The sequence below is a fragment of the Streptomyces canus genome, from assembly GCF_030815415.1.
Classification (GTDB): Bacteria; Actinomycetota; Actinomycetes; order Streptomycetales; family Streptomycetaceae; genus Streptomyces; species Streptomyces canus_F.
In genome coordinates, this window is the sequence record NZ_JAUSWW010000001.1 from 3,489,389 (window position 1) to 3,508,659 (window position 19,271).

Here is a 19,271-nt window from a genome sequence, read left to right on the forward strand (position 1 = left end):
GAGTTACGCCTTGGCGACGGCCGCGCCGTCCTCGGCGACCTGGCCCTCGAGCTCGTGAGTGATCTTGCGCTCCACGAAGAAGGCGGCCGTCGGAATCGTTCCTGCGAGCAGGACCCAGAGCTGCTTCTTGACCGGCCACTTGGCCTTGGAACCCAGGTCGAAGGCGAAGACCAGGTAGATGACGTAGAGCCAGCCGTGGGCGATGCCGACGACGCTCGTGAAGCTGTCCGCGCCGTCCATCTCGAGCAGGTACTTGGCGATGACGCCCAGGGTCAGCAGGACGAGCAGCACGCCGGTGACGTAGGCCATGACGCGGTAGCGGGTCAGCACGCTCTTTTTCATGCGTACGAGCGTAACCGCCGGTTTCGAATGATCTTCCGGCGCCCCTGAAGGCCACCGGCGTGTCCGTCAGCCCTCGTCGAAGTCGTGCGCCGCCACCCGTAGGGGCCTCAGCATCGCGAAGAGTTCGGCGCACTCCTCCGCGTCGTAGACGCCGAGTCCGAAGTCCATGGCCATGAGGTCGCGGGTGGCGGATTCGACGACCTCGCGGCCCTTGTCGGTGATGACGGCGAGCGTGCCGCGGCCGTCGTTGGGGTTGGGCTTTCTGTCCACGAGGCCCGACTTCACCAGGCGGTCGACCGTGTTGGTGACCGACGTGGGGTGGACCATCAGACGTTCGCCGATCTTGGACATGGTCAGCTCGCCGGCCTTGGAGAAGGTGAGCAGGACCAGGGCCTCGTAGCGCGCGAAGGTCAGTCCGTAGGGCTTGACGACCGCGTCGACCTCGGCGAGGAGGATCTGGTGGGCGCGCATGATCGAGGTGATCGCGGCCATGGACGGCACGTTTCCCCAGCGCTGCTTCCAGAGTTCGTCGGCGCGGGCGATGGGATCGAAGGGAAGACTGAGCGGCTTCGGCACGGCACCAGACCTTACCGGCCGGTCACATGCTGGTCAGCCCCGTCTTGGCATTCGGTCCGGCGGGCCGCCACGGCCAGCAGCACACAGCACGCCGTGCCCAGCACTCCCGCCCCCGCCACGGTCCCCGCGACCCCCGCGAACTCCGCCACCACCCCTGCCAGCGCCATTCCCACGCCCTGGATCGTCATCAGGCCGGCCGTCAGCAGCGTCATCGCCCGACCCCGCAGTTTCTCCGGCACCGCCCGCACGAACCACTGGTCCAGGCCCAGCGTGTACGCCGACCCCGCCCCCGACAGCACCAACACCAGCAGGGAGACGGACAAACCGGGGTGCAGCACATACGCCACGTACGGCACCAGCGTCACGCACACCAGCGGCAACGCGATCCGTTCCCTGGCCGCCGGCCCCAGCCGCGCCCCCGCCCACAGCTCCCCCGCGATCGTGCCCACCGGCAGCGCGCACATCAGCAGTCCCAGCCCCACCGACCCCGCGCCCAGATCGTCCGCGTACGGCGCCGCCAGCGCCTCCGGGACCACCGAGAACATCGGCGGCACCCAGAAGAGGAACAGCAGCACCCGGACCCTGCGGTTCGCGAACACCTGCCGCGCGCCCTTCAGCGACTCCGTCACCAGAGCGGTCCCGGCCCCCGCCCGCGCCGGCCGCCGCCGCGTGCCGAAGCGCAGCAGCACCGCCGACGCACAGAACGTGGCCACCGTGATCAGCAGCGCATGCCGCGGCGCCACGACGGTCAGCAGCAGGCCGCCCACCCCGTACCCCACGAGCAGCGCGCTCTGCGACACGATCCGCAGCAGCGAGCGGCCCAGCACGAACAGATCGCCGTCCCCGAGGATGTCGGCCAGCGTCGCCATCCGCGTCCCCTGGAACACCGGCGCCACCACCGCCAGACAGCACCGCAGTGCCAGCAGCAGCGCGATGCCCGCCCCCGGCGCCGCCATCGGCAGCACGCACGCCGCGCACACCAGGTCGCACACCACCAGCACCCGCCGGGCCGGAAAGCGGTCGGCGATCCCCGCGAGCAGGGTGCCGCCGACGACGTACGGGAGGAATCCGAGCGCGAACGCCAGCGCGCTCATCAGGGGCGAGCCCGTCAGCTCGTAGACGAGGACCGAGAGCGCGATCTCGCTGACCACGACACCCAGCAGGGAGAGCAGATGCGCCACGAAGACCGCGCGGAACTCCCGTACGGCGAAGACGCGGCCGTAGCCGGTGGGCGGGGCGGCGGTGAGGGTGTCGTCCGTCATGTGCAGCAGCGTGCCGACCGCCCCGCCCGCACCCTAGAGTTTCGGACACAGCCGAATCTTCCCGCCATCCAGCCATCCAGCCATCCAGCCAGGGACACGGACACGTATGCCATCGCGACTGCACTTCGGTGAGGACGACTTCCTCCGCTGCCGCTTCGCGATCTCCCCCCTCTGGGAGACGCAGGAAGTCGTCCGCACCCTGAAGCGGCCCGACCGGCACGGCTATCACACGCCCTGGCTGCGCCGGATCCGCACCGCGGCCGCCGAGCTGGATCTCACGCCGTTGTGGCTGCTGATGCCCCGCCGCGGGCACTCCCCCGACTGGCTGGGCCCGCCCCCGCTCGGGCCCGGGGCCACCTTCGAGGAGGAGATCGCGGCCGTACGGGCGAGTGATCCGGTGGCCGCGCGCGCGGACACCGCGAAGTCGCTCGCGTGCACGCCCGGCGCGCCGGAGTCGGCGCACGGACGGGCCTGGATGCGGGATCCCGTCCGGATGGTGCGGGAACTGTCCGACGCGATCGAGGAGGTCTGGCGCACCCTCGTCGCCCCGGACTGGCCTCGGCTGCGCGCCCTGCTGGAGGCCGACGTCGCCTTCCACTCGCGCCGGCTGGCCGAGGTGGGGCTCGGCGGCCTGCTGCCGGAGATCAGCCGGCGGTTCGGGTGGGACGCGGGGACGCTGACCGTCGAGCACCGGGGCGAGCACGAGCGACGGCTCGAAGGCCAGGGGCTGGTGCTCATGCCGAGCGTCTTCATCTGGCCCGACGTGGTCAGCACCTTCGAACCGCCCTGGCAGCCGACCCTCGCGTATCCGGCGCGGGGCATCGGCGGGTTGTGGGCCGAGCCCGACGACCGTACGTCCGACTCGCTCGTACGGCTCCTGGGCCGCGGCCGGGCCGCCGTACTCGCCGCACTCGACGAACCCGCCACCACGACCGCCCTGGCCCACAGGCTCGGCCTCGCCCCGTCATCCGTGTCCGCACACCTGACAGTCCTGCGCGACGCGGGCCTGCTCACCGCGAGGAGGTACGGCCACCAGGTCCTGTACGAACGCACACCGCTGGGGATCGCCATGAGCGGGGCCGCGCCCCGCTAGGGGCGTGGGGCTGTGCTGGATCTGCGGCTACCGCCGCGCGGGCGCGACCAGCCACAACGAACCCGCACCCGAAACACGGCCCTCCCGCGGAGCGGCGCGGTGTCGCATACGGCTCGGACACGTGATCCATGTGACGATGAGTCACGCACCCTTACTCAAAGTCATCACTCGCGCAAGGGAGCAGCATGCCCCGGCTGAGCCACACCCTCGCGGTCCTCGCAACCCTCGCGCTCGCCGCAGGCTGCTCGTTCGCGTCCGACGTCGAGGAGGCCTCCGTCGCCGGCGCGGCCAGCAGGAAGTCGGACACGGATCCGGCGTCCCCGTTCTGGGTGGACCCCAACAGTTCCGCCGCCCAGCAGATCCAGCTGTGGCAGCGGGAGGGCCGTACCCGGGACGCGGCGCAGCTCCAGAAGATCGCGGACCAGCCGGCCGCGCTGTGGCCGGCCGGTGAGATCGACCCGGGTCCGGCCGTCAGGGCGGCCATCGGCTCGGCCGCGGCCGAGGACCGTACGGCACTGTTCGTCGCGTACAACATCCCGCACCGGGACTGCGGCCAGCACTCGGCGGGCGGGGCCGCGGACGCGGACACCTACCGGCGGTGGATCGGGAGGTTCGCGGACGCGCTCGGTGACGCGAAGGCCCTCGTCGTCCTGGAACCCGACGCGGTCGCGCACATCGTGGACGGCTGCACACCGGGCGAATACCACGCCGAGCGCGAGCAGTTGCTGGGCGAGGCGATCGACCGGCTGAAGCGGCAGCCGAACACCAAGGTGTACCTCGACGCGGGCAACCCGTCGTGGATCCGGGAGCCCAAGAAGCTGGTCGAGCCACTGCGGCGGGCGGGCGTGGCGAAGGCCGACGGCTTCTCGCTCAACGTCTCCAACTTCCAGACCGACACCGTCACCAAGGAGTACGGCCGCCGCCTCTCCAGGGACCTCGACGGCAAGCACTTCGTCATCGACAGCAGCCGTAACGGCAACGGGCCGCTGCCGGGTGTGTGGTGCAACCCGCCCGGCAGGGCGCTGGGCACCGCGCCTACGACGAGCACGGGCGAGACGGCCCTGGACGCCTATCTGTGGGTCAAGCGGCCCGGCGAGTCGGACGGGACCTGCGAGGGCGGTCCGGACGCCGGGCAGTGGTGGCCGGAGTACGCCCTGGGGCTGGCGGACAACTCCCGGAACTGACCGGCCACTTCACCCGCTTCGGCCACTTCGCCTACTTCACCTGGATCCACTTCGCTTCGGACGGGGTGCCGTCCGCGTCCGTCACGAACAGCATGTACCAGCCGGGCGGCACCAGGGCCGGGTCCTTGGGCACATCGAAAGTGACGGCGTTCGCGTTCTTCGTGATGCCGAGTTCGATGGAGCGCTGTTCGACGTCGGTGGTGTGCGTCACCGCGCTCGGCCGCATCAGCCGGGCCTTGGCGATCCGGTCCGCGTCGGCGGTGCGGAAGGTCGCGCGGTGGTCCGCGTCGAGTTCCTTCGGTCCGTTCTTCAGTTCGGGGCGGTCGGCATCGCCACGGTGCAGGGCGGGCGGTGTGAAGATCTCCATGCGCTGCTCGAAGTGGCCGAGCTTGGTGTTCTGCTGGTCGTCGTAGAGCGGGTCGGAGCCGAAGCTGGCGACCCTTCCGTCGGGCAGCAGCAGCGCCTCGGAGTGGTAGTTGCGGCCCACCGTCGGGGACGCGGCCTCGTGGAAGACGTTGCCCTTCGGGTCGTAGAACTGCGCCTTGAGGATGTTGCTGGCGCTGCGGCCGCGGTAGTCCTCGGCGCCGTTCGCGGTGAACACGGTGTCGTCCGGCATGATCACGCTGTTCAGATACCGCGTGCCCTGCGGGAGGCTGGGGCCGTCCTCGAAGACGGGGTTGTCCTTCTTCAGGTCGACCACGGCCGTGCGCGGGGTCGACTTCTTCGACTCGCCGACGCCTCCGCCGCCGAGGATCATCACCTTCTGGTCCTGCGCGGGCGGGAGGAGGAGGGACGCCGAGGTCTCCGTCTCGTCGGCGTCACGCAGACCGGGGACCTTCTCGAAGGTGTTGGTCTTCAGGTCCCACAGCCCCGGCTCGCGACCCATGTCTGCGGGCCCGTAACCGGCGTTGGAGGCCGGGTAGAAGAGCTTGCCGCCCTTGGTGAGGAAGAGCGCGGGGTACGTGGGGAAGTACCGCTTGGGGCCTGGTGACCACTTCTTCGTCTTCGGGTCGTAGATCTCGTTGTCGCCCGGGTCGATCATCCCCACGTCGTCCAGGCCGGAGACGGCGAGGACGCGGCCGTCGTCGAGGCCGACCAGGGTCGGATACCAGCGGGCCTTGTCCATCGGGTCGACCGGGATGTACTTCTCGGCGAGCGGGTCGAACTCGTAGGCGGCGCGGATGCCCTGGAAGTCCTGCTTGTCGAGGGTGATCTTCTCGCTGAGACCGTAGGCGTTGTCCGCGTCCTCGCCGTTCAGGCCCACGATCTCGTACTGGGCCTGCTTCTCGGTGACGGACATCGGGCCCTTCTCCACGGCCTCCACGAAGACGCGCGCCTCGGCGGCCGTCACCTTGGTCTGCCAGGGCTGCATCACACCGCGGGCGTTGTAGGTGACCTTGAAGGTCTTCTTCGCCTTGGGGACGGTGACATCGAACTTGGTGGCGTACTCGACCCCGGCGGGCGAGCGGAAGCGGGTCCCCTTCTTCAGGACGATCGCCTTGTCGGGGTTCTCGTTCTTCACGCGCATGCCGCCGCCGGCCCGGTCCACCTCGCCGTCGAGCAGCTCGTAGCGGGCCGTGCCGCCGGCCACGAGGAGGCTGCCGTCCGGGAGTTGGGCGTGCCCCGAGCAGAAGAAGTCGTCGGGCGTCGGGATCTTCTTGAAGGTGTCCGTGGCCGGGTCCCAGAGAACGGTGTCGAAGGACCCCTCGTCGAACTTCTTCTGCTCGTTCCCGGAGCCCGCGACGATGAGCACCTTGCCGGTGTGCAGCAGCGCCGCGTGGATGGCGTTGGTGCGGTACTCCTCCGGGATGTCGACCCGGCTCCAACTCCCGTACTTCGCCTTGTACTCGGGTTGGGCGATCTTGTACGCGTAGTACTGATCACCGGCGAAGTCGAGCGCGGCCGGGGTGTTCAGGCCGACGAGGAGGGCGATGCCGCCGATGGCGAGGGCGGTCTTCTTGGTGCGCTGGGACGGCTGGTAGGCCATGCCTAGTTGCCTCCTGTCGTGGTGCTGGAGGTGGTGGCGAGGGCGGGCTCGGTGCCGTCGGCGGGGCGGGGGGTGGCTGAGGCTGTGGCTGTGGCTGTCGTCCTGGAGCGGTGGGTCTGGCGTTCCTTCAGGCGGGTGGAGATCCACACACCGACTGGGGCCAGGGATATCGCCATGGCCAGGACCGCCCAGGTACGCATCGCCACATGCGTGTGGTCCAGGGCGACCGAGCCGGCCAGCGAGGTCGCGAGGAGGGCCGCCCAGAACAGGTGGATGCGGAAGGTGAGCAGCCGGTCGGGGCTGACGTCGCCGCCCTTCGGGGTGACGACGAAGCGGCTGGGGCGGCGGATGAGGGCCTCGCCGAAGGACTTCAGGTAGATCGGCGCGGAGAGGGCCGACATCGCCATGCCCGCGAGGCCGCCGGAGCCCTCGGGCTCGTGCGGGGAGACGTTGTGGCGGCGGTTCCAGAGGTAGAGGCCGATCTGGAGGGCGGCCGCGTCGCTGTAGAGCATCAGCCAGACCGATGCGGCGACTTGAGTGCCGGACGCGCCGAACCAGAGGAACAGGAAGCAGCTCAGGATGCCCAGGAACCAGTTGACGGCCGTCATCGGGTAGTAGACGAGCATCAGCGTGTACGAGAGGAGACGTCCGGGCGGCATCGTGAACGGTGCCTTCCAGTACTGCTTGAAGAGCGTCTCGTACGTGCCGCGCGACCACCGCAACTGCTGGGTGAAGAAGTCCGTCCAGGAGGCGGGGCCTTCGCCGACGGCGAGGACGTCGGGGGTGTAGACGCTGCGCCAGTGGTTGCGGGTTTTGGGATTGCGGTGGCGGTGGAGCTCGAAGCCGGTGGCCATGTCCTCGGTGATGGAGTCGTACAGGCCGCCGATCTGTTTCACGGCCGCGATGCGTACGACGTTGTTGGTGCCGACGAACATGGGGGCGCGGTAACGGTTGCCGGCGCGCTGGATCAGCGCGTGGAAGAGGAACTGCTGGGACTCGGCGGCCTTGGTGACGGGGTTGTGGTAGTTGCCGTACACCTGCGGGCCCACGACGAAGGCGACGTCCGGGTCCCGGAGGTAACCCATCATCCGCTCCAGGAAGTTGGGGAGCGGGACGTGGTCCGTGTCGACCGAGGCGAAGAAGTCGTACTCGTCGCCGTGCATGGCGATCCAGGCGTTGTAGTTCCCGTGCTTGGTGTTGGCCTTGTGGACGCCCTTGGGTCTGTTCCACTCGGGGACGCCGTGGCGGGTGAAGTGCCGTACGCCGAGTTCCGTGCACAGGGCCTTGGCCGGTTCGTCGTCGCCTTCGTCCAGGAGCCAGACGTCCAGGGGGCCGGTGTGGGTGATCTTCGTGGCGCCTTCGAGGGTGGCGCGGACCATCTCCAGGGGTTCCTTGCCCGGGACGTACGTCGTGAGGAAGGCGACGCGGGTGCCGGGTTCGGGGGTGACGGGGACGGGGTCGCGGGCCACGAGGGTGGCGTGTGCGACGGAGACGACGTTGACGACCATGAACAGCTCGATGAGCGCGATGGCTATGAGCATCGTGAAGTCGAGGCCGACCATCCAGTCGTCGCCGCCCTCGCGTTCGACCCAGTGGGTGGGCCAGACGAGGTAGACCAGCAGGGCGCCGGTGAGCAGGGGCGCGAGGGTCATCAGAAGGATCGCGCGTATTCGGTGCGGCTCGCCTGCGAGGAGTGAGGTGTACCGCACCCGGTACTTCTCTTCGGACGGCTCGGTGAGCGGTCCGGCAAGTCGGCTGTGGGTGTCGTAGTCGTAGCCCTCCGGCCGCACAGCGCCCTCCAGTGATCGAACGAGCCGATATCAACACACAAGTGGAGATTTACGGGCGTGTCGAACTGGGAGGGTCCAGGCGAGTGGGATGCGTCTGACGGTGAGTGGGGGGATGCCTGCGGCGGCCCGTGGCGGCTTCGGTGGGGTTCGCGTTGCGCACTACTCGTCGTTGGGGGTCGGTGCCGCACCGGGGGGTGTCCGTCCTCGGTCGGGCGGTGCGGTGGGCTGGGGATGTGCTCTTGGTCGGTCGCCCGACGCTGCGGGCGGACACCCCCCGGTACGTCCCCTTCTCGCCGTTGCGCAAGCGCGGGCCCGTCCCGCCTGGGGACGGTGCGCCAGTGCGCCGCTGCGGGTGCGTCCCGCCTGGGGACAGTGCGGCGGTGCGGGTGCGTCCCCGCCTGGGGACAGTGCGGCGGTGCGGGTGCGTCCCCGCCTGGGGACGGTGCCCATGCGTGGGTGGTGCCCCGCCGGGGGCCCGGGGGGTGCGGCTCCCTGTCCGCGCGCCCCCAAAGGGGCGCGGGGAACTGCGCGACCAGCCACGACGGAGTCGCAGACGAAGCACCGCACTTGCAGCGGAGCGCTCAGTCGGTGAGGTGTCGCTCCACCGTTGCCACCTTGGAGGTCAGGCCGTCGGTCACGCCCGGGCGGATGTCCGCCTTGAGGACCAGGGAGACGCGCGGGGCGCGTGCCTCGACCGCGGCGACGGCGCGCTTCACGACGTCCATGACCTCGTCCCAGTCGCCCTCGATCGAGGTGAACATCGCGTCGGTGCGGTTGGGGAGGCCCGATTCGCGGACGACACGGACGGCGTCGGCGACGTACTCCCCCACCTCGTCGCCGACGCCGAGCGGGGTGACGGAGAAGGCGACGATCACGACGTCTTCACCGCGCTCTCCTGGCGGGCGCGGGAGGCGATGACCGCGTCCTCGGCCTCGCGCTTGAGCTTGCGCTCGGCGAAGAAGCCGCCGGTGGGCAGGACCGAGAGGACGAAGTAGAGGGCGGCGGTCTTCACGGACCACTTCGTACGGTTCCAGGCGTCGGCCCAGAAGATCACGTAGAGGATGAAGAGAACGCCGTGGACCATGCCCATCACGGGCACCGCGTTGAAGTCCGTGGTCCGCTTCAGGACCGAGCAGACGAGCAGGAGCAGGAACGAGACCGCCTCGGGGGCGGAGACGAGGCGGAGGCGGCGCAGGGCGCTGGCGGTCTTGAGGTCCACGGGTCACCTTCGGTGGATGGGCGTCGACGCTTTGTGAATGCGTGCACAAACGTTGTCCATTGTGGCAAACCGTTGAGCGGGGGCAGGCTGGGGGGTCCGTCGTCGGTGTCTCGCAGCCAGGAGTGCGTGTGCGGTTCGTCTGCGGGCCGGCCGGGCCGGAGTGCTGCCGTGGCGCAATGCTGCCCGGCAGGGGCAGATCTCCGCGACCGGCTTCGAGCAATTGCACGCCGCCCTCTCGCCGGGCAAGCAGAGCGAACTGAAGGAACGGCAGAGCGCGCTGGTGATGCGGGACGACGAGGAGGACGGGGCGCCCCCGCACTCCACCGTCGACCTGACCTCGGGGAAGGCGGTCATACGGCTGCCCGGGGCCCGTCACTGACCCCCTAGGGGTGCGATCAGGGTCCCTCTCCACCCACGGGCTCTGTCGGCAAGGCCTTTCCGCGGGCTACCTTCGCAGCGTGGCGATGTTCCGACTTCAAGGAAGCAAGGTGCTCGCCGTCGAGATGACCGGGGACGCCGTGAAGGCGAAGAACGGCTCGATGGTCGCGTACGACGGACAGATGGCGTTCAAGAAGCTCAGCGGTGGCGGTGAGGGCATCCGGGGCATGGTGACCCGGCGGATCACCGGTGAGCAGATGACGGTGATGGAGGTGAGGGGGCAGGGGACCTGCTGGTTCGCCGATCGCGCCTCCGAGATCAATCTCGTCGGTCTCCAGGGGGACAAGCTCTACGTGGAGTCGAGCAATCTGCTCGCGACCGACGGGGGGCTGCGGACGGGGACCACTTTCACGGGGCTGCGCGGCGCCTCGCAGGGCAACGGGCTGTTCACGACCACCGTCGAGGGCCATGGACAGGCGGCGATCACCTCGGACGGTCCGGCCGTGGTGCTGCGGGTCAGCCCGCAGTACCCGCTGAGCGTCGACCCGGGGGCGTACATCGCGCACCAGGGGAATCTGCGGCAGTCCTTCCAGTCCGGTGTGACATTCCGCACCCTCATGGGAGAGGGCGGCGGCGAGGCCTTCCAGATCCGCTTCGAGGGGGACGGTCTGGTGTACGTCCAGCCCAGTGAGCGGAACACGATCGCGGGGGATGTCTGAGATGGCCTTCCGCGAGCTCAACTCGAAGATGGTCGAGGCGACCGTCGTGCCCGGGCAGCGGCTGTTCAGCCAGCGCGGCGCGATGCTCGCCTACCGGGGCGAGGTGTCCTTCACGCCCAACACCCAGGGCGGCCGGGGCGGGATCGCGTCGATGATCGGGCGCCGGGTCGCGGGCGAGGCCACTCCCCTGATGACCGTGGAGGGCAGCGGCACCGTCCTGTTCGGGCACGGCGGCCACCACGTCCAGGTGATCAACCTCACCGGCGACACCCTGTACGTCGAGGCGGACCGCCTCCTCGCCTTCGAGGGCACCCTCGATCAGGGCACGATGTTCATGGGCTCGCAGGGCGGCGTCATGGGCATGGTCCGCGGCCAGGTCACCGGCCAGGGGCTGTTCACCACCACCCTCAAGGGACATGGCTCGGTCGCCGTGATGGCCCACGGCGGCGTCATCGAGCTGCCGATCACCCCGCAGCGTCCGGTCCATGTCGACCCACAGGCCTACGTCGCCCACCACGGGGACGTCCGCAACAAGCTGTCCACCGCGCTCGGCTGGCGCGACATGGTGGGCCGCGGCTCCGGCGAGGCCTTCCAGCTGGAGCTCAGTGGTCACGGAACGGTGTTCGTCCAGGCGTCGGAGGAGAAGCTGTGAGCACCTACCCGGGCGCGGGCCCCACCGTCCACGACCCCGCGACACTGCCCGTCGACGACAACGTGAACAACTACACCTTCTGTGTGGAGCTCAAGGGGAGCCAGTGGTTCCTGCAGAAGGGGAAGATGATCGCCTACTACGGTTCGATCGATTTCAACGGCGTCGGACACGGGCGACTCGACCGACTTGTCCGTACGTCCTTCCATTCGCCTCTGCACGCGAGCGACTGGGTCGTGGCCGAGGGTTCGGGCAAGATGCTCCTCGCCGACCGGGCCTTCGACGTGAATTCGTACGACCTCGAGAACGGCAACCTGACCATTCGCTCAGGCAACCTGCTCGCTTTTCAGCCAAGTCTCGCCCTCAAGCAATCAATCGTGCCGGGTTTTCTGACCCTGATCGGAACCGGAAAGTTCGTGGCCGCATCTAACGGCCCGGTGGTGTTCATGGAACCCCCGATCCGGGTGGACCCGCAGGCGCTCGTCGGCTGGGCCGACTGCCCGTCGCCGTGCCATCACTACGACCACGGCTATATGACCGGTCTGATGGGCGGTCTACGTGCGATGACGGGCCTGGGCGGGGCCTCTGGAGAGGAGCATCAGTTCGAGTTCGTAGGGGCCGGCACCGTGCTGCTCCAGTCCTCCGAGGCACTGATGGCGGAGCAGGCCACGGGGGCGGTTCCCCAGCAGGCCGGAGTGCCCGGTTCCGGAGTGCCCTCCACAGGCCCTTCACAGCAAGCGGGCACACCGCGCCTTCCCGGACAGCTGGGGGACCTCCAGCGTCGCTTCGGGCTGTGAGCGGTAGTCTGCGGAGTGTGACGTCGAACGTGTGCACGCCGTCACGCCAAACCCTCACTAGTTCGCCTTTCAACTTCTTAGGTAGACTTCATTCATGGAGACCGAGACGGCCACGCCCTGGCTGACTGATGCGGAGCAGTGCGCCTGGCGCACCCACCTGGAGGTCAACAGGCTGTTGACGTACCAGCTCGAGAAGGACCTCCAGCCGTTCGGCCTGACAATGAACGACTACGAGATCCTGGTGAATCTCTCCGAGTCGGAGGACGTACGGATGCGGATGAGCGATCTCGCGTCCGCCACCCTCCAGTCCAAGAGCCGCCTCTCGCACCAGATCACCCGCATGGAGAACGCGGACCTGGTGCGGCGCGAGAACTGCGAGTCAGACCGCCGCGGTCTGTACGCGGTGCTGACCGAGCACGGCATGGAGACGATGCAGAAGGTCGCGCCACACCACGTGGCGTCTGTGCGGCGCCACTTCATCGACCTGCTGAACCCCGATTCCCTGGCGGAGCTCGACAAGTCCCTCAAGCCCATCGCGGAGCATCTGCGCGGCCAGCGCGGGCGCCCCTGACCGGGTAACGGCAGCTAGACGAGCGGCAGGCGGAGTTCGAACAGGGCTCCGCCTGCCGGCGCGTCGCGGACCGTGAGCGTGCCGCCGTGGCGTGCGGCGACGTCCCGGGCGATGGCGAGCCCGAGCCCGGCGCCGCCGTCGTCACGGCCGCGGGTCTCGTCGAGCCGCACGAACCGCTCGAAGATCCGCTCCCGGTCGGCCTCGGCCACCCCGCCCCCGTCGTCGGCGACCTCGACGACGGCCCACGCCCCGTCCCGCCGTACGGTCACACCGACCGCCGAACGGGCGTGCCGCTGGGCGTTGTCGAGCAGATTGCCGATCACCCGCCCCAGCCGGCTCCGGGACCCGGCCACCTCCACGTCCACCGCCTCGACGGTCACCCCGTCGCGTCCCCGCGCCTCCCGCCGCGCCACCTTGCCGAGGTCGAGCCGCTTGTCGCCGGCCCCTCCCCCGCGTCCAGCCGGGCGAGCAGCAGCGGATCGGCGGCGAGCCGCTGGAGTCGTACGGTGTCCTGGACCGCGCCCGGGACGTCCAGCAACTCCAGATGGGCGGCGCCCACTTCCAGCTGGGTGCGCAGGACGCGATCGGGCTGCGCAGTTCGTGCGAGGCGTCGGCGACGAACCGGCGCCGGCGCTCCACGGAGGTCTCCAGCGCGGCCGGCGTCGCGTTGGTGGTGCGGGCGAGCCGGGCGACCTCGTCGTGGGTGTCCGGCTCCGGTACGCGTCGCGCGAGGTCCTCGGAGGCGGTGATCGCGGCCATCTCGCGCCGGATGCCCTCGACCGGGCGCAGGGCGCGCCGGGTGACGAGCCAGGTCGCGGCGGCGACGACGCCGAGCAGCAGGGGGAAGTCGATCAGCATGACGGTGAGCGCGGTGTCCACGGCGCTCTGTTCGGTGTCCAGGGACTCTCCGGCGTACACGGTCGGCTCGGCCCCGTCGTCGGTCTCCACGGGGAGCGCCGCGAAACGGTAGTCGGCGCTCGCGCCGTCGATGGTCGCGGTGACGTCAGTGAGCTCGACGCTGTCGCCGATCTCGCCGGGTTCGAGGGCGGTGCCGTCGTCCGCGTCGTCGTCGGAGTCGTCGCCCGAGCCGCTCGGGCTGCCCGGCTGCGCCTGGGCCTTCACCGCGTCGGTGGCGGTGCCGCTGATCCGCTCCAGGCCGTCGCTGACCGCGACCAGCGTGCCGTTCGCGTCGCCCAGGTCCAGGTCGGCGTACGACTTCCCGGTGGCGAGCAGGGTGGCCACGCCGCGTGCCGAGCGTTCCGCCTGGTCGATGAGGTTGGACCGCGCGAGCGGACCGAGCCGAAGAGGCTGCTCACCGCCGTGCCTCCAGACGGTGCCGCTTCTCGTCCTCCATGGGCAACAGGCGCATACGTAAAGGTTCGCAAAGCCGAGCTGAAGATCCCTTCAGGCGGCTTCAGGTTCCCCTCAGCGTCGATCGGCGATGTTTGGTCATGTCGAAAGCGAGCGAATCGCTGAAACCGAGTGAAGTCGACCGAATAGGCAGGAAAACCTCATGAAGCGCAACATCGTCATCGCCACCCTGACCGCCGCCGCCCTGGTCACCGGCGGGACCGTCGCGGCCTTCGCGGCGGGCGACGACGACACGACGGCGCAGCGTCAGGCGAGCGCCGGCGCGCAGGTGATCGCGGACCGGGACGACGTGAACGACCGCGACGACGACGCGAACGACGACCGTACGGCGACCGCCGGTGGTGACGTCACCGCCGCCGAGGCGATCGCGGCCGCCCTCAAGCACACCCCGGGCACCGCCGTCTCCGCCGACGTGGACGACGACGGCGCCGACGCCGGCACGTGGGACGTGGACGTCGTCAAGGGCGACGGCGCCGAGTACAGCGTCAAGGTCGCCCCGGACTCCGGCGAGGTCCTCGGCGCCCACCGCGACACCGACGACGGCAACGACAGCGAGGACCGCGCCGAACTGGCCGCGCTGAAGGGCGCCGAGTTCGACGCCCGTGAGATCGCGAAGGCGGCCGCGGCCAAGGGCACGGTCACCGAGGTCGGCGTCGACGACGACAACGGCACCGTGGCGTGGAGCGTGGAGACCGTGAAGAACAACGTGACCTCCGAGTGGAAGGGCGCCCTCGACACGGGCAAGCTCACCCAGGACCAGGACGACTGACCGTCCCCTCCACCGAGGGCCCGGCCTCCCCCGCCGGGCCCTCGGATCCCCCCACCCGGCGGGCGCGGCTTACTGGCCGCGCCCGCCGGTCTCGTCATACGGCGGCCAGGGCCCCCTTCGCCTCAGCAGTACGGCCGCGGCGGGCACCCTTCGCCACGGCCAGTGCCGTCAGGACGACGGCCGCACCGGTCACCGCGAAGCACCCGGACACTGGCAGCCGTCCGGCGAGGACGCCGGCCGCCGCCGTACCGGCCGTGCTCCCGGCGTTGACCGCCGTGTTGACCCAGGCACCGGCCCGGGTGCGCGCCTCGTCGGCGACGGCCTCGTCCGCGATGAGATACGCGGTGGTGAGGGCCGGCGACACGAAGAGGCCGGCCACCGTCATGGTCAGGGTGAGCGTGCCCAGGCCCGGGGCGAGACCGGCGCCGAGGAGCGCGAGGCCGAGGCCCGCCGTCAGCAGGGCCAGCCGGACCGGGGCGGACGTACGCCAGTGGACGGCACCGTTCAGCAGGCCGCCGACGGCACTCCCGGCGGACAGCGCGGCCAGCACCCAGGCCACGCTCGCCCCGCCGTGGTGATGGCGCTCGGCGAAGACCATGACCAGCAGATCGAGCACACCGAGAGCGACCCCGACGGCCACGGCGGCGGTGACGGGCCGCCCGATCCTCCGCAGCACGGGACGACCGCGCCCGCCCCGACCCCCGGCCCCACTGCGGCCCGCGGGCGCCATGCCCCGCACCACCGGCGACGACACGAACCCCACCGCCCCCGTCACCATCAGCGCCGCCCCCACGACGATCCCGGCCGCCGGCGTGACGGCCCCGACCAGGACGCCCACCAGCAGCGGGCCCGAGACGAAGAGCAGTTCCTCGGCGACGGCGTCGAGGCTGTACGCGCGTTGCCGCAGGTCGCGGTCCGGGGCGAGCCGGCTCCAGACGGTCCGCATGGTCGGGCCGAGCGGCGGCACGCAGGCGCCGGCGAGGGCGGTGAGGGTGCCCAGGAGGTACGCCGGAGCGCCCGGCCGCCAGACGGCCGCGGTCAGCAGACCGAGCAGGACGGTGTAGGCGACGAGCATCGGCACGAGCGCCCGGCGCGGCCCGTGCCGGTCGATCAGCGAGGCCCTCGCGGGCGCCAGGAAGACGACGGTGGCGCCGAACAGCGCCATCACGGTGCCCGCCACGGCGTACGAGCCGGAGGCGCGGGTCACGGCGAGCATCACGGACAGCGGGACGATGCCGTACGACAGTCTGCCGACCAGGGCGGTGACGAAGGTGCGGCGGGCATGCGGAATGCGCAGCACGCGCGCGTAGGACGCGGACATGATGAGTTCCTCGGAGAAGAGGCGGAAGGCGGACACCGGCACGTCACGGGAGCGGTGTGCTCGACCGTGACTCGGTGTGCGCTCTATGCCAGGGAGAGGAACATGCGGATCACCGTATCAGCGGCGCCGCGGAGTCGACCAGGGCGCCTCAGCCCTGCGTCAGGCCCGCCACCAGCTCGTCCGCCGCCCCGTACGGGTCCAGTTCCCCGGCCACGATCCGGTCCGCCAGCGCGTCCAGGCGTCGGTCGCCGTGCAGGTCGCCGATCCTCTCGCGCAGGGCCGTGACCGCGATGGTCTCCACCTCGCGGGCGGCGCGGGCGCGGCGGCGCTCGGCCAGGACTCCGCGCTCCTCCATCCAGGCGCGGTGCTTCTCCAGCGCCTCGACGACCTCGTCGATGCCCTCGGAGCGGGCGGCGACCGTCTTCACGATGGGCGGGCGCCAGTCGCCGGGGCCGCGGGACTCGCCGAGGCCCAGCATGTGGTTGAGCTCACGGGCGGTGGCGTCGGCGCCGTCCCGGTCGGCCTTGTTGACGACGTACACATCGCCGATCTCCAGGATTCCGGCCTTGGCCGCCTGGATGCCGTCGCCCATGCCCGGGGCCAGGAGGACCACGCTGGTGTCCGCCTGCGAGGCGATCTCGACCTCCGACTGGCCGACGCCGACCGTCTCGACCAGGACGACGTCGCAGCCCGCCGCGTCCAGGACCCGGATCGCCTGCGGGGCCGACCAGGCCAGGCCGCCGAGGTGGCCGCGGGTGGCCATCGAGCGGATGTAGACGCCCGGGTCGGAGGCGTGGTCCGACATCCGGACGCGGTCGCCCAGCAGGGCGCCGCCCGAGAAGGGCGAGGACGGGTCGACGGCCAGGACGCCGACCCGCCTGCCCTGCTTGCGGTACGCGGTGACCAGGGCGGACGTGGACGTGGACTTGCCCACGCCCGGCGAACCGGTGAGGCCCACGACGTACGCGTTGCCCGTCAGCGGGGCGAGCGCCGCCATGACCTCCCTGAGCTGCGGGGACGCCCCCTCCACCAGGGAGATCAGCCGGGCCACGGCACGCGGCCTGCCCTCCCTCGCCTGGGCCACCAGAGAGGAGACGTCCTGCATCACAGCTCCGATCCGTGAGAAAAGTACAGCTCAGGCCTTGGGTACCCGCACGATGAGCGCGTCACCCTGACCGCCGCCGCCGCACAGCGCGGCCGCGCCGACACCGCCGCCGCGCCGCTTCAGCTCCAGCGCCAGGTGCAGCACCAGACGGGCCCCGGACATGCCGATCGGGTGGCCCAGGGCGATGGCACCGCCGTTGACGTTCACCGTTTCGGAGGACACCCCGAGGTCCTTCATTGACTGGACCGCGACGGCGGCGAAGGCCTCGTTGATCTCGATCAGGTCGAGGTCGGAGACGTCCAGGCCCTCCTTCTTCAGGGCGTGGAGGATGGCGTTGGACGGCTGGGACTGGAGGGAGTTGTCCGGTCCCGCCACATTGCCGTGGGCGCCGATCTCGGCGATCCACTCCAGGCCGAGCTCCTGCGCCTTGGTCTTGCTCATCACGACCACGGCCGCGGCACCGTCGGAGATCTGCGAGGAGGTGCCCGCCGTGATGGTGCCGTCGCGGGTGAACGCCGGGCGCAGCTTGCCCAGGGACTCCGCGGTCGTCTCCGCGCGGATGCCCTCGTCCTTGCTGAACACGACCGGCTCGCCCTTGCGCTGCGGGATCTCGACCGGGGTGATCTCGGCCTCGAAGATGCCGTTCTTCTGCGCGGCCGCGGCCCGCTGGTGGGACAGGGCGGCGATCTCGTCCTGCGCGGGACGCTGGATGCCCAGGCGCGCGTTGTGCTTCTCCGTGGACTCGCCCATGGCGACGTTCTCGAAGGCGTCGGTCAGACCGTCGTGGGCCATGGCGTCGAGCATCTCGATGGCGCCGTACTTGTAGCCCTCGCGGGACTTCGGGAGCAGGTGGGGGGCGTTGGTCATGGACTCCTGGCCGCCCGCGACGATCACGTCGAACTCGCCCGCGCGGATCAGCTGGTCGGCCAGCGCGATCGCGTCGAGGCCCGACAGACAGACCTTGTTGATGGTGAGCGCCGGGACGCCCATCGGGATGCCTGCTTTGACCGCGGCCTGGCGCGCCGGGATCTGGCCGGCCCCGGCCTGGAGCACCTGGCCCATGATCACGTACTGCACCTGGTCGCCGCCGATCCCCGCACGGTCGAGGGCGGCCTTGATCGCGAAGCCGCCGAGGTCGGCTCCGGAGAAGGACTTGAGTGAGCCGAGCAACCGTCCCATCGGGGTGCGGGCACCCGCCACGATGACGGACGTCGTGCTGTTCGAACCAGACATGAGGTGCGATCCCCTTTCAGCTGCACAGCTGAGGAGTGAACGAGGGTTTACTTCGAATGTACTGAGTGGCACTCCGTGCCGTCACCGGGCTGTCGGTGTGATCGCGCGCACGTTGCGTAACCACCTCCGGAGCGCTGCACTGAGTTCCATGCTGACGCGAATCGACCACATCGGGATCGCCTGTTTCGACCTGGACAAGACTGTCGAGTTCTACCGGGCCACCTACGGCTTCGAGGTGTACCACTCCGAGGTCAACGAGGAGCAGGGCGTGCGCGAGGCCATGCTCAAGATCAACGACACGTCGGACGGCGGGGCCTCCTACCTGCAGCTCCTCGAGCCGACCCGCGAGGACTCCACCGTCGCGAAGTGGCTCGCGAAGAACGGTGAGGGCGTGCACCACATCGCTTTCGGTACGGCGGATGTGGACGGCGAGTCCGCCGACATCCGCGGCAAGGGCGTACGCGTCCTGTACGAGGAGCCGCGACGCGGCTCCATGGGGTCACGGATCACGTTCCTGCACCCCAAGGATTGCCATGGAGTACTGACAGAACTGGTCACTTCGGCGCCTGTTGAGTCACCTGAGCACTGACCCCCGTACATATGGGCCGGTAGGGTTGGGGGCGGTCGCCGCTCTTGGGGGGCGACCTGGCTCCCCCGGTCAAAGGTGGTGCCTGCCCCGCGACGTCTGGTACGCACGCTCGCCGCGTTGCCGAAAGGCCCTAGTAGCTCCGCTACGAGGACCTTCCGGCGCCTTGCGATCGCACGCACCAGACGCCGCGGGGCCCGCCCTTCGGGCGGACGACACCACCTTTGACCGGAGAAGCCGCCGGGGTCCGGGTTTCGGGGGACAAGCGTCGGGGCGGCAGCCCTTGCTCCGCCGTTGATCTGACACCATTCCCCGGGGG

The 19,271-nt window shown here is 70.2% G+C and carries 19 protein-coding genes and 1 pseudogene; 9 read left to right on the top strand and 11 right to left on the bottom strand.

Translation table 11 applies throughout. The features are described 5' to 3' along the window. Positions 1-3: 3 nt before the first annotated feature. The 3 genes from QF037_RS15845 to QF037_RS15855 all read right to left on the bottom strand — a co-directional run bounded on the left by QF037_RS15845 (position 4) and on the right by QF037_RS15855 (position 2,180). The gene (locus tag QF037_RS15845) at positions 4-342 is read right to left on the bottom strand and encodes a DUF3817 domain-containing protein (RefSeq protein WP_046263391.1); all 339 of its coding nucleotides are present in this window, start codon (positions 340-342) and stop codon (positions 4-6) included. Between the two features lie 66 nt (positions 343-408). Beyond that, the gene (locus QF037_RS15850) at positions 409-918 is read right to left on the bottom strand and encodes a MarR family winged helix-turn-helix transcriptional regulator (RefSeq protein ID WP_307025739.1); all 510 of its coding nucleotides are present in this window, start codon (positions 916-918) and stop codon (positions 409-411) included. An 11-nt stretch (positions 919-929) separates the two neighbouring features. Further along, positions 930-2,180: an MFS transporter gene (locus QF037_RS15855; RefSeq protein WP_307025741.1), complete on the bottom strand. Its 1,251-nt coding sequence runs from the start codon at positions 2,178-2,180 to the stop codon at positions 930-932. Between the two features lie 106 nt (positions 2,181-2,286). Here QF037_RS15855 and QF037_RS15860 point away from each other — a divergent pair, with 106 nt between their 5' ends. Then, on the top strand, positions 2,287-3,273 hold the full coding sequence (locus QF037_RS15860) for an ArsR/SmtB family transcription factor (RefSeq protein ID WP_307025743.1): 987 nt from the start codon (positions 2,287-2,289) through the stop codon (positions 3,271-3,273). Between the two features lie 185 nt (positions 3,274-3,458). Continuing rightward, positions 3,459-4,457 carry a glycoside hydrolase family 6 protein gene (locus QF037_RS15865; RefSeq protein WP_307025745.1) on the top strand — a complete coding sequence of 333 codons (999 nt, stop codon included), beginning with the start codon at positions 3,459-3,461 and terminating at the stop codon, positions 4,455-4,457. A gap of 31 nt (positions 4,458-4,488) precedes the next feature. Here QF037_RS15865 and QF037_RS15870 read toward each other — a convergent pair whose 3' ends face one another. The 4 genes from QF037_RS15870 to QF037_RS15885 all read right to left on the bottom strand — a co-directional run bounded on the left by QF037_RS15870 (position 4,489) and on the right by QF037_RS15885 (position 9,453). Beyond that, entirely contained in the window at positions 4,489-6,444 is a 1,956-nt protein-coding gene (locus QF037_RS15870) for a kelch motif-containing protein (RefSeq protein WP_307025746.1), read from the bottom strand. A 2-nt stretch (positions 6,445-6,446) separates the two neighbouring features. Next, a complete protein-coding gene (locus tag QF037_RS15875; protein ID WP_307025748.1) occupies positions 6,447-8,234 on the bottom strand; it encodes a glycosyltransferase family 2 protein in 1,788 nt (595 codons plus the stop codon). A gap of 581 nt (positions 8,235-8,815) precedes the next feature. Beyond that, entirely contained in the window at positions 8,816-9,109 is a 294-nt protein-coding gene (locus QF037_RS15880; protein WP_266821886.1) for an MTH1187 family thiamine-binding protein, read from the bottom strand. Continuing rightward, a complete protein-coding gene (locus tag QF037_RS15885; protein ID WP_307025751.1) occupies positions 9,106-9,453 on the bottom strand; it encodes a DUF3817 domain-containing protein in 348 nt (115 codons plus the stop codon). The genes QF037_RS15880 and QF037_RS15885 overlap by 4 nt, the downstream gene beginning before the upstream one ends. 139 nt (positions 9,454-9,592) lie before the next feature. Here QF037_RS15885 and QF037_RS15890 point away from each other — a divergent pair, with 139 nt between their 5' ends. The 5 genes from QF037_RS15890 to QF037_RS15910 all read left to right on the top strand — a co-directional run bounded on the left by QF037_RS15890 (position 9,593) and on the right by QF037_RS15910 (position 12,567). After that, positions 9,593-9,832, top strand: a complete 240-nt coding sequence (locus QF037_RS15890; RefSeq protein ID WP_307037186.1) for a DUF6191 domain-containing protein — start codon at positions 9,593-9,595, stop codon at positions 9,830-9,832. Positions 9,833-9,917: 85 nt separating this feature from the next. Continuing rightward, positions 9,918-10,550 (top strand): AIM24 family protein, encoded by a 633-nt coding sequence (locus tag QF037_RS15895; RefSeq protein WP_307037188.1) that lies wholly within the window; start codon positions 9,918-9,920, stop codon positions 10,548-10,550. 1 nt (position 10,551) lies between these two features. Beyond that, positions 10,552-11,202: an AIM24 family protein gene (locus QF037_RS15900; protein WP_307037190.1), complete on the top strand. Its 651-nt coding sequence runs from the start codon at positions 10,552-10,554 to the stop codon at positions 11,200-11,202. After that, a complete protein-coding gene (locus QF037_RS15905; RefSeq protein WP_266887941.1) occupies positions 11,199-11,996 on the top strand; it encodes an AIM24 family protein in 798 nt (265 codons plus the stop codon). The genes QF037_RS15900 and QF037_RS15905 overlap by 4 nt, the downstream gene beginning before the upstream one ends. 94 nt (positions 11,997-12,090) lie before the next feature. Then, on the top strand, positions 12,091-12,567 hold the full coding sequence (locus tag QF037_RS15910; protein WP_307025755.1) for a MarR family winged helix-turn-helix transcriptional regulator: 477 nt from the start codon (positions 12,091-12,093) through the stop codon (positions 12,565-12,567). 14 nt (positions 12,568-12,581) lie between these two features. On the opposite strand, the pseudogene QF037_RS15915 reads toward QF037_RS15910, so the two are convergent. Next, positions 12,582-13,851 (bottom strand): annotated as a pseudogene (locus QF037_RS15915) (sensor histidine kinase); the annotation flags it as partial. Positions 13,852-14,080: 229 nt separating this feature from the next. Here QF037_RS15915 and QF037_RS15920 point away from each other — a divergent pair. Continuing rightward, complete coding sequence (locus QF037_RS15920; RefSeq protein WP_307025757.1) at positions 14,081-14,707, top strand: PepSY domain-containing protein; 627 nt, start codon at positions 14,081-14,083, stop codon at positions 14,705-14,707. Between the two features lie 94 nt (positions 14,708-14,801). On the opposite strand, the gene QF037_RS15925 is transcribed toward QF037_RS15920, so the two are convergent. The 3 genes from QF037_RS15925 to QF037_RS15935 form a co-directional block, all read right to left on the bottom strand. Beyond that, complete coding sequence (locus QF037_RS15925) at positions 14,802-16,028, bottom strand: MFS transporter (RefSeq protein ID WP_307025759.1); 1,227 nt, start codon at positions 16,026-16,028, stop codon at positions 14,802-14,804. Positions 16,029-16,176: 148 nt separating this feature from the next. Next, complete coding sequence (gene meaB, locus QF037_RS15930) at positions 16,177-17,133, bottom strand: methylmalonyl Co-A mutase-associated GTPase MeaB (RefSeq protein ID WP_266887950.1); 957 nt, start codon at positions 17,131-17,133, stop codon at positions 16,177-16,179. Between the two features lie 30 nt (positions 17,134-17,163). Further along, the gene (locus tag QF037_RS15935; protein WP_307025762.1) at positions 17,164-18,366 is read right to left on the bottom strand and encodes an acetyl-CoA C-acetyltransferase; all 1,203 of its coding nucleotides are present in this window, start codon (positions 18,364-18,366) and stop codon (positions 17,164-17,166) included. A gap of 148 nt (positions 18,367-18,514) precedes the next feature. Between QF037_RS15935 and mce the strand changes: the two genes are divergently transcribed. Further along, the gene (mce, locus tag QF037_RS15940; protein ID WP_307025764.1) at positions 18,515-18,955 is read left to right on the top strand and encodes a methylmalonyl-CoA epimerase; all 441 of its coding nucleotides are present in this window, start codon (positions 18,515-18,517) and stop codon (positions 18,953-18,955) included. The last annotated feature ends 316 nt before the right edge of the window (positions 18,956-19,271 follow it).

Coding starts and splice junctions, on each gene's coding strand:
- QF037_RS15845 (WP_046263391.1), bottom strand. CDS start 342: ATGAAAAAGAGCGTGCTGACCCGCTACCGCGTCATGGCCTACGTCACC.
- QF037_RS15855 (WP_307025741.1), bottom strand. CDS start 2,180: ATGACGGACGACACCCTCACCGCCGCCCCGCCCACCGGCTACGGCCGC.
- QF037_RS15860 (WP_307025743.1), top strand. CDS start 2,287: ATGCCATCGCGACTGCACTTCGGTGAGGACGACTTCCTCCGCTGCCGC.
- QF037_RS15865 (WP_307025745.1), top strand. CDS start 3,459: ATGCCCCGGCTGAGCCACACCCTCGCGGTCCTCGCAACCCTCGCGCTC.
- QF037_RS15870 (WP_307025746.1), bottom strand. CDS start 6,444: ATGGCCTACCAGCCGTCCCAGCGCACCAAGAAGACCGCCCTCGCCATC.
- QF037_RS15895 (WP_307037188.1), top strand. CDS start 9,918: ATGTTCCGACTTCAAGGAAGCAAGGTGCTCGCCGTCGAGATGACCGGG.
- QF037_RS15900 (WP_307037190.1), top strand. CDS start 10,552: ATGGCCTTCCGCGAGCTCAACTCGAAGATGGTCGAGGCGACCGTCGTG.
- QF037_RS15910 (WP_307025755.1), top strand. CDS start 12,091: ATGGAGACCGAGACGGCCACGCCCTGGCTGACTGATGCGGAGCAGTGC.
- QF037_RS15920 (WP_307025757.1), top strand. CDS start 14,081: ATGAAGCGCAACATCGTCATCGCCACCCTGACCGCCGCCGCCCTGGTC.
- QF037_RS15925 (WP_307025759.1), bottom strand. CDS start 16,028: ATGTCCGCGTCCTACGCGCGCGTGCTGCGCATTCCGCATGCCCGCCGC.
- meaB (WP_266887950.1), bottom strand. CDS start 17,133: ATGCAGGACGTCTCCTCTCTGGTGGCCCAGGCGAGGGAGGGCAGGCCG.
- QF037_RS15935 (WP_307025762.1), bottom strand. CDS start 18,366: ATGTCTGGTTCGAACAGCACGACGTCCGTCATCGTGGCGGGTGCCCGC.
- mce (WP_307025764.1), top strand. CDS start 18,515: ATGCTGACGCGAATCGACCACATCGGGATCGCCTGTTTCGACCTGGAC.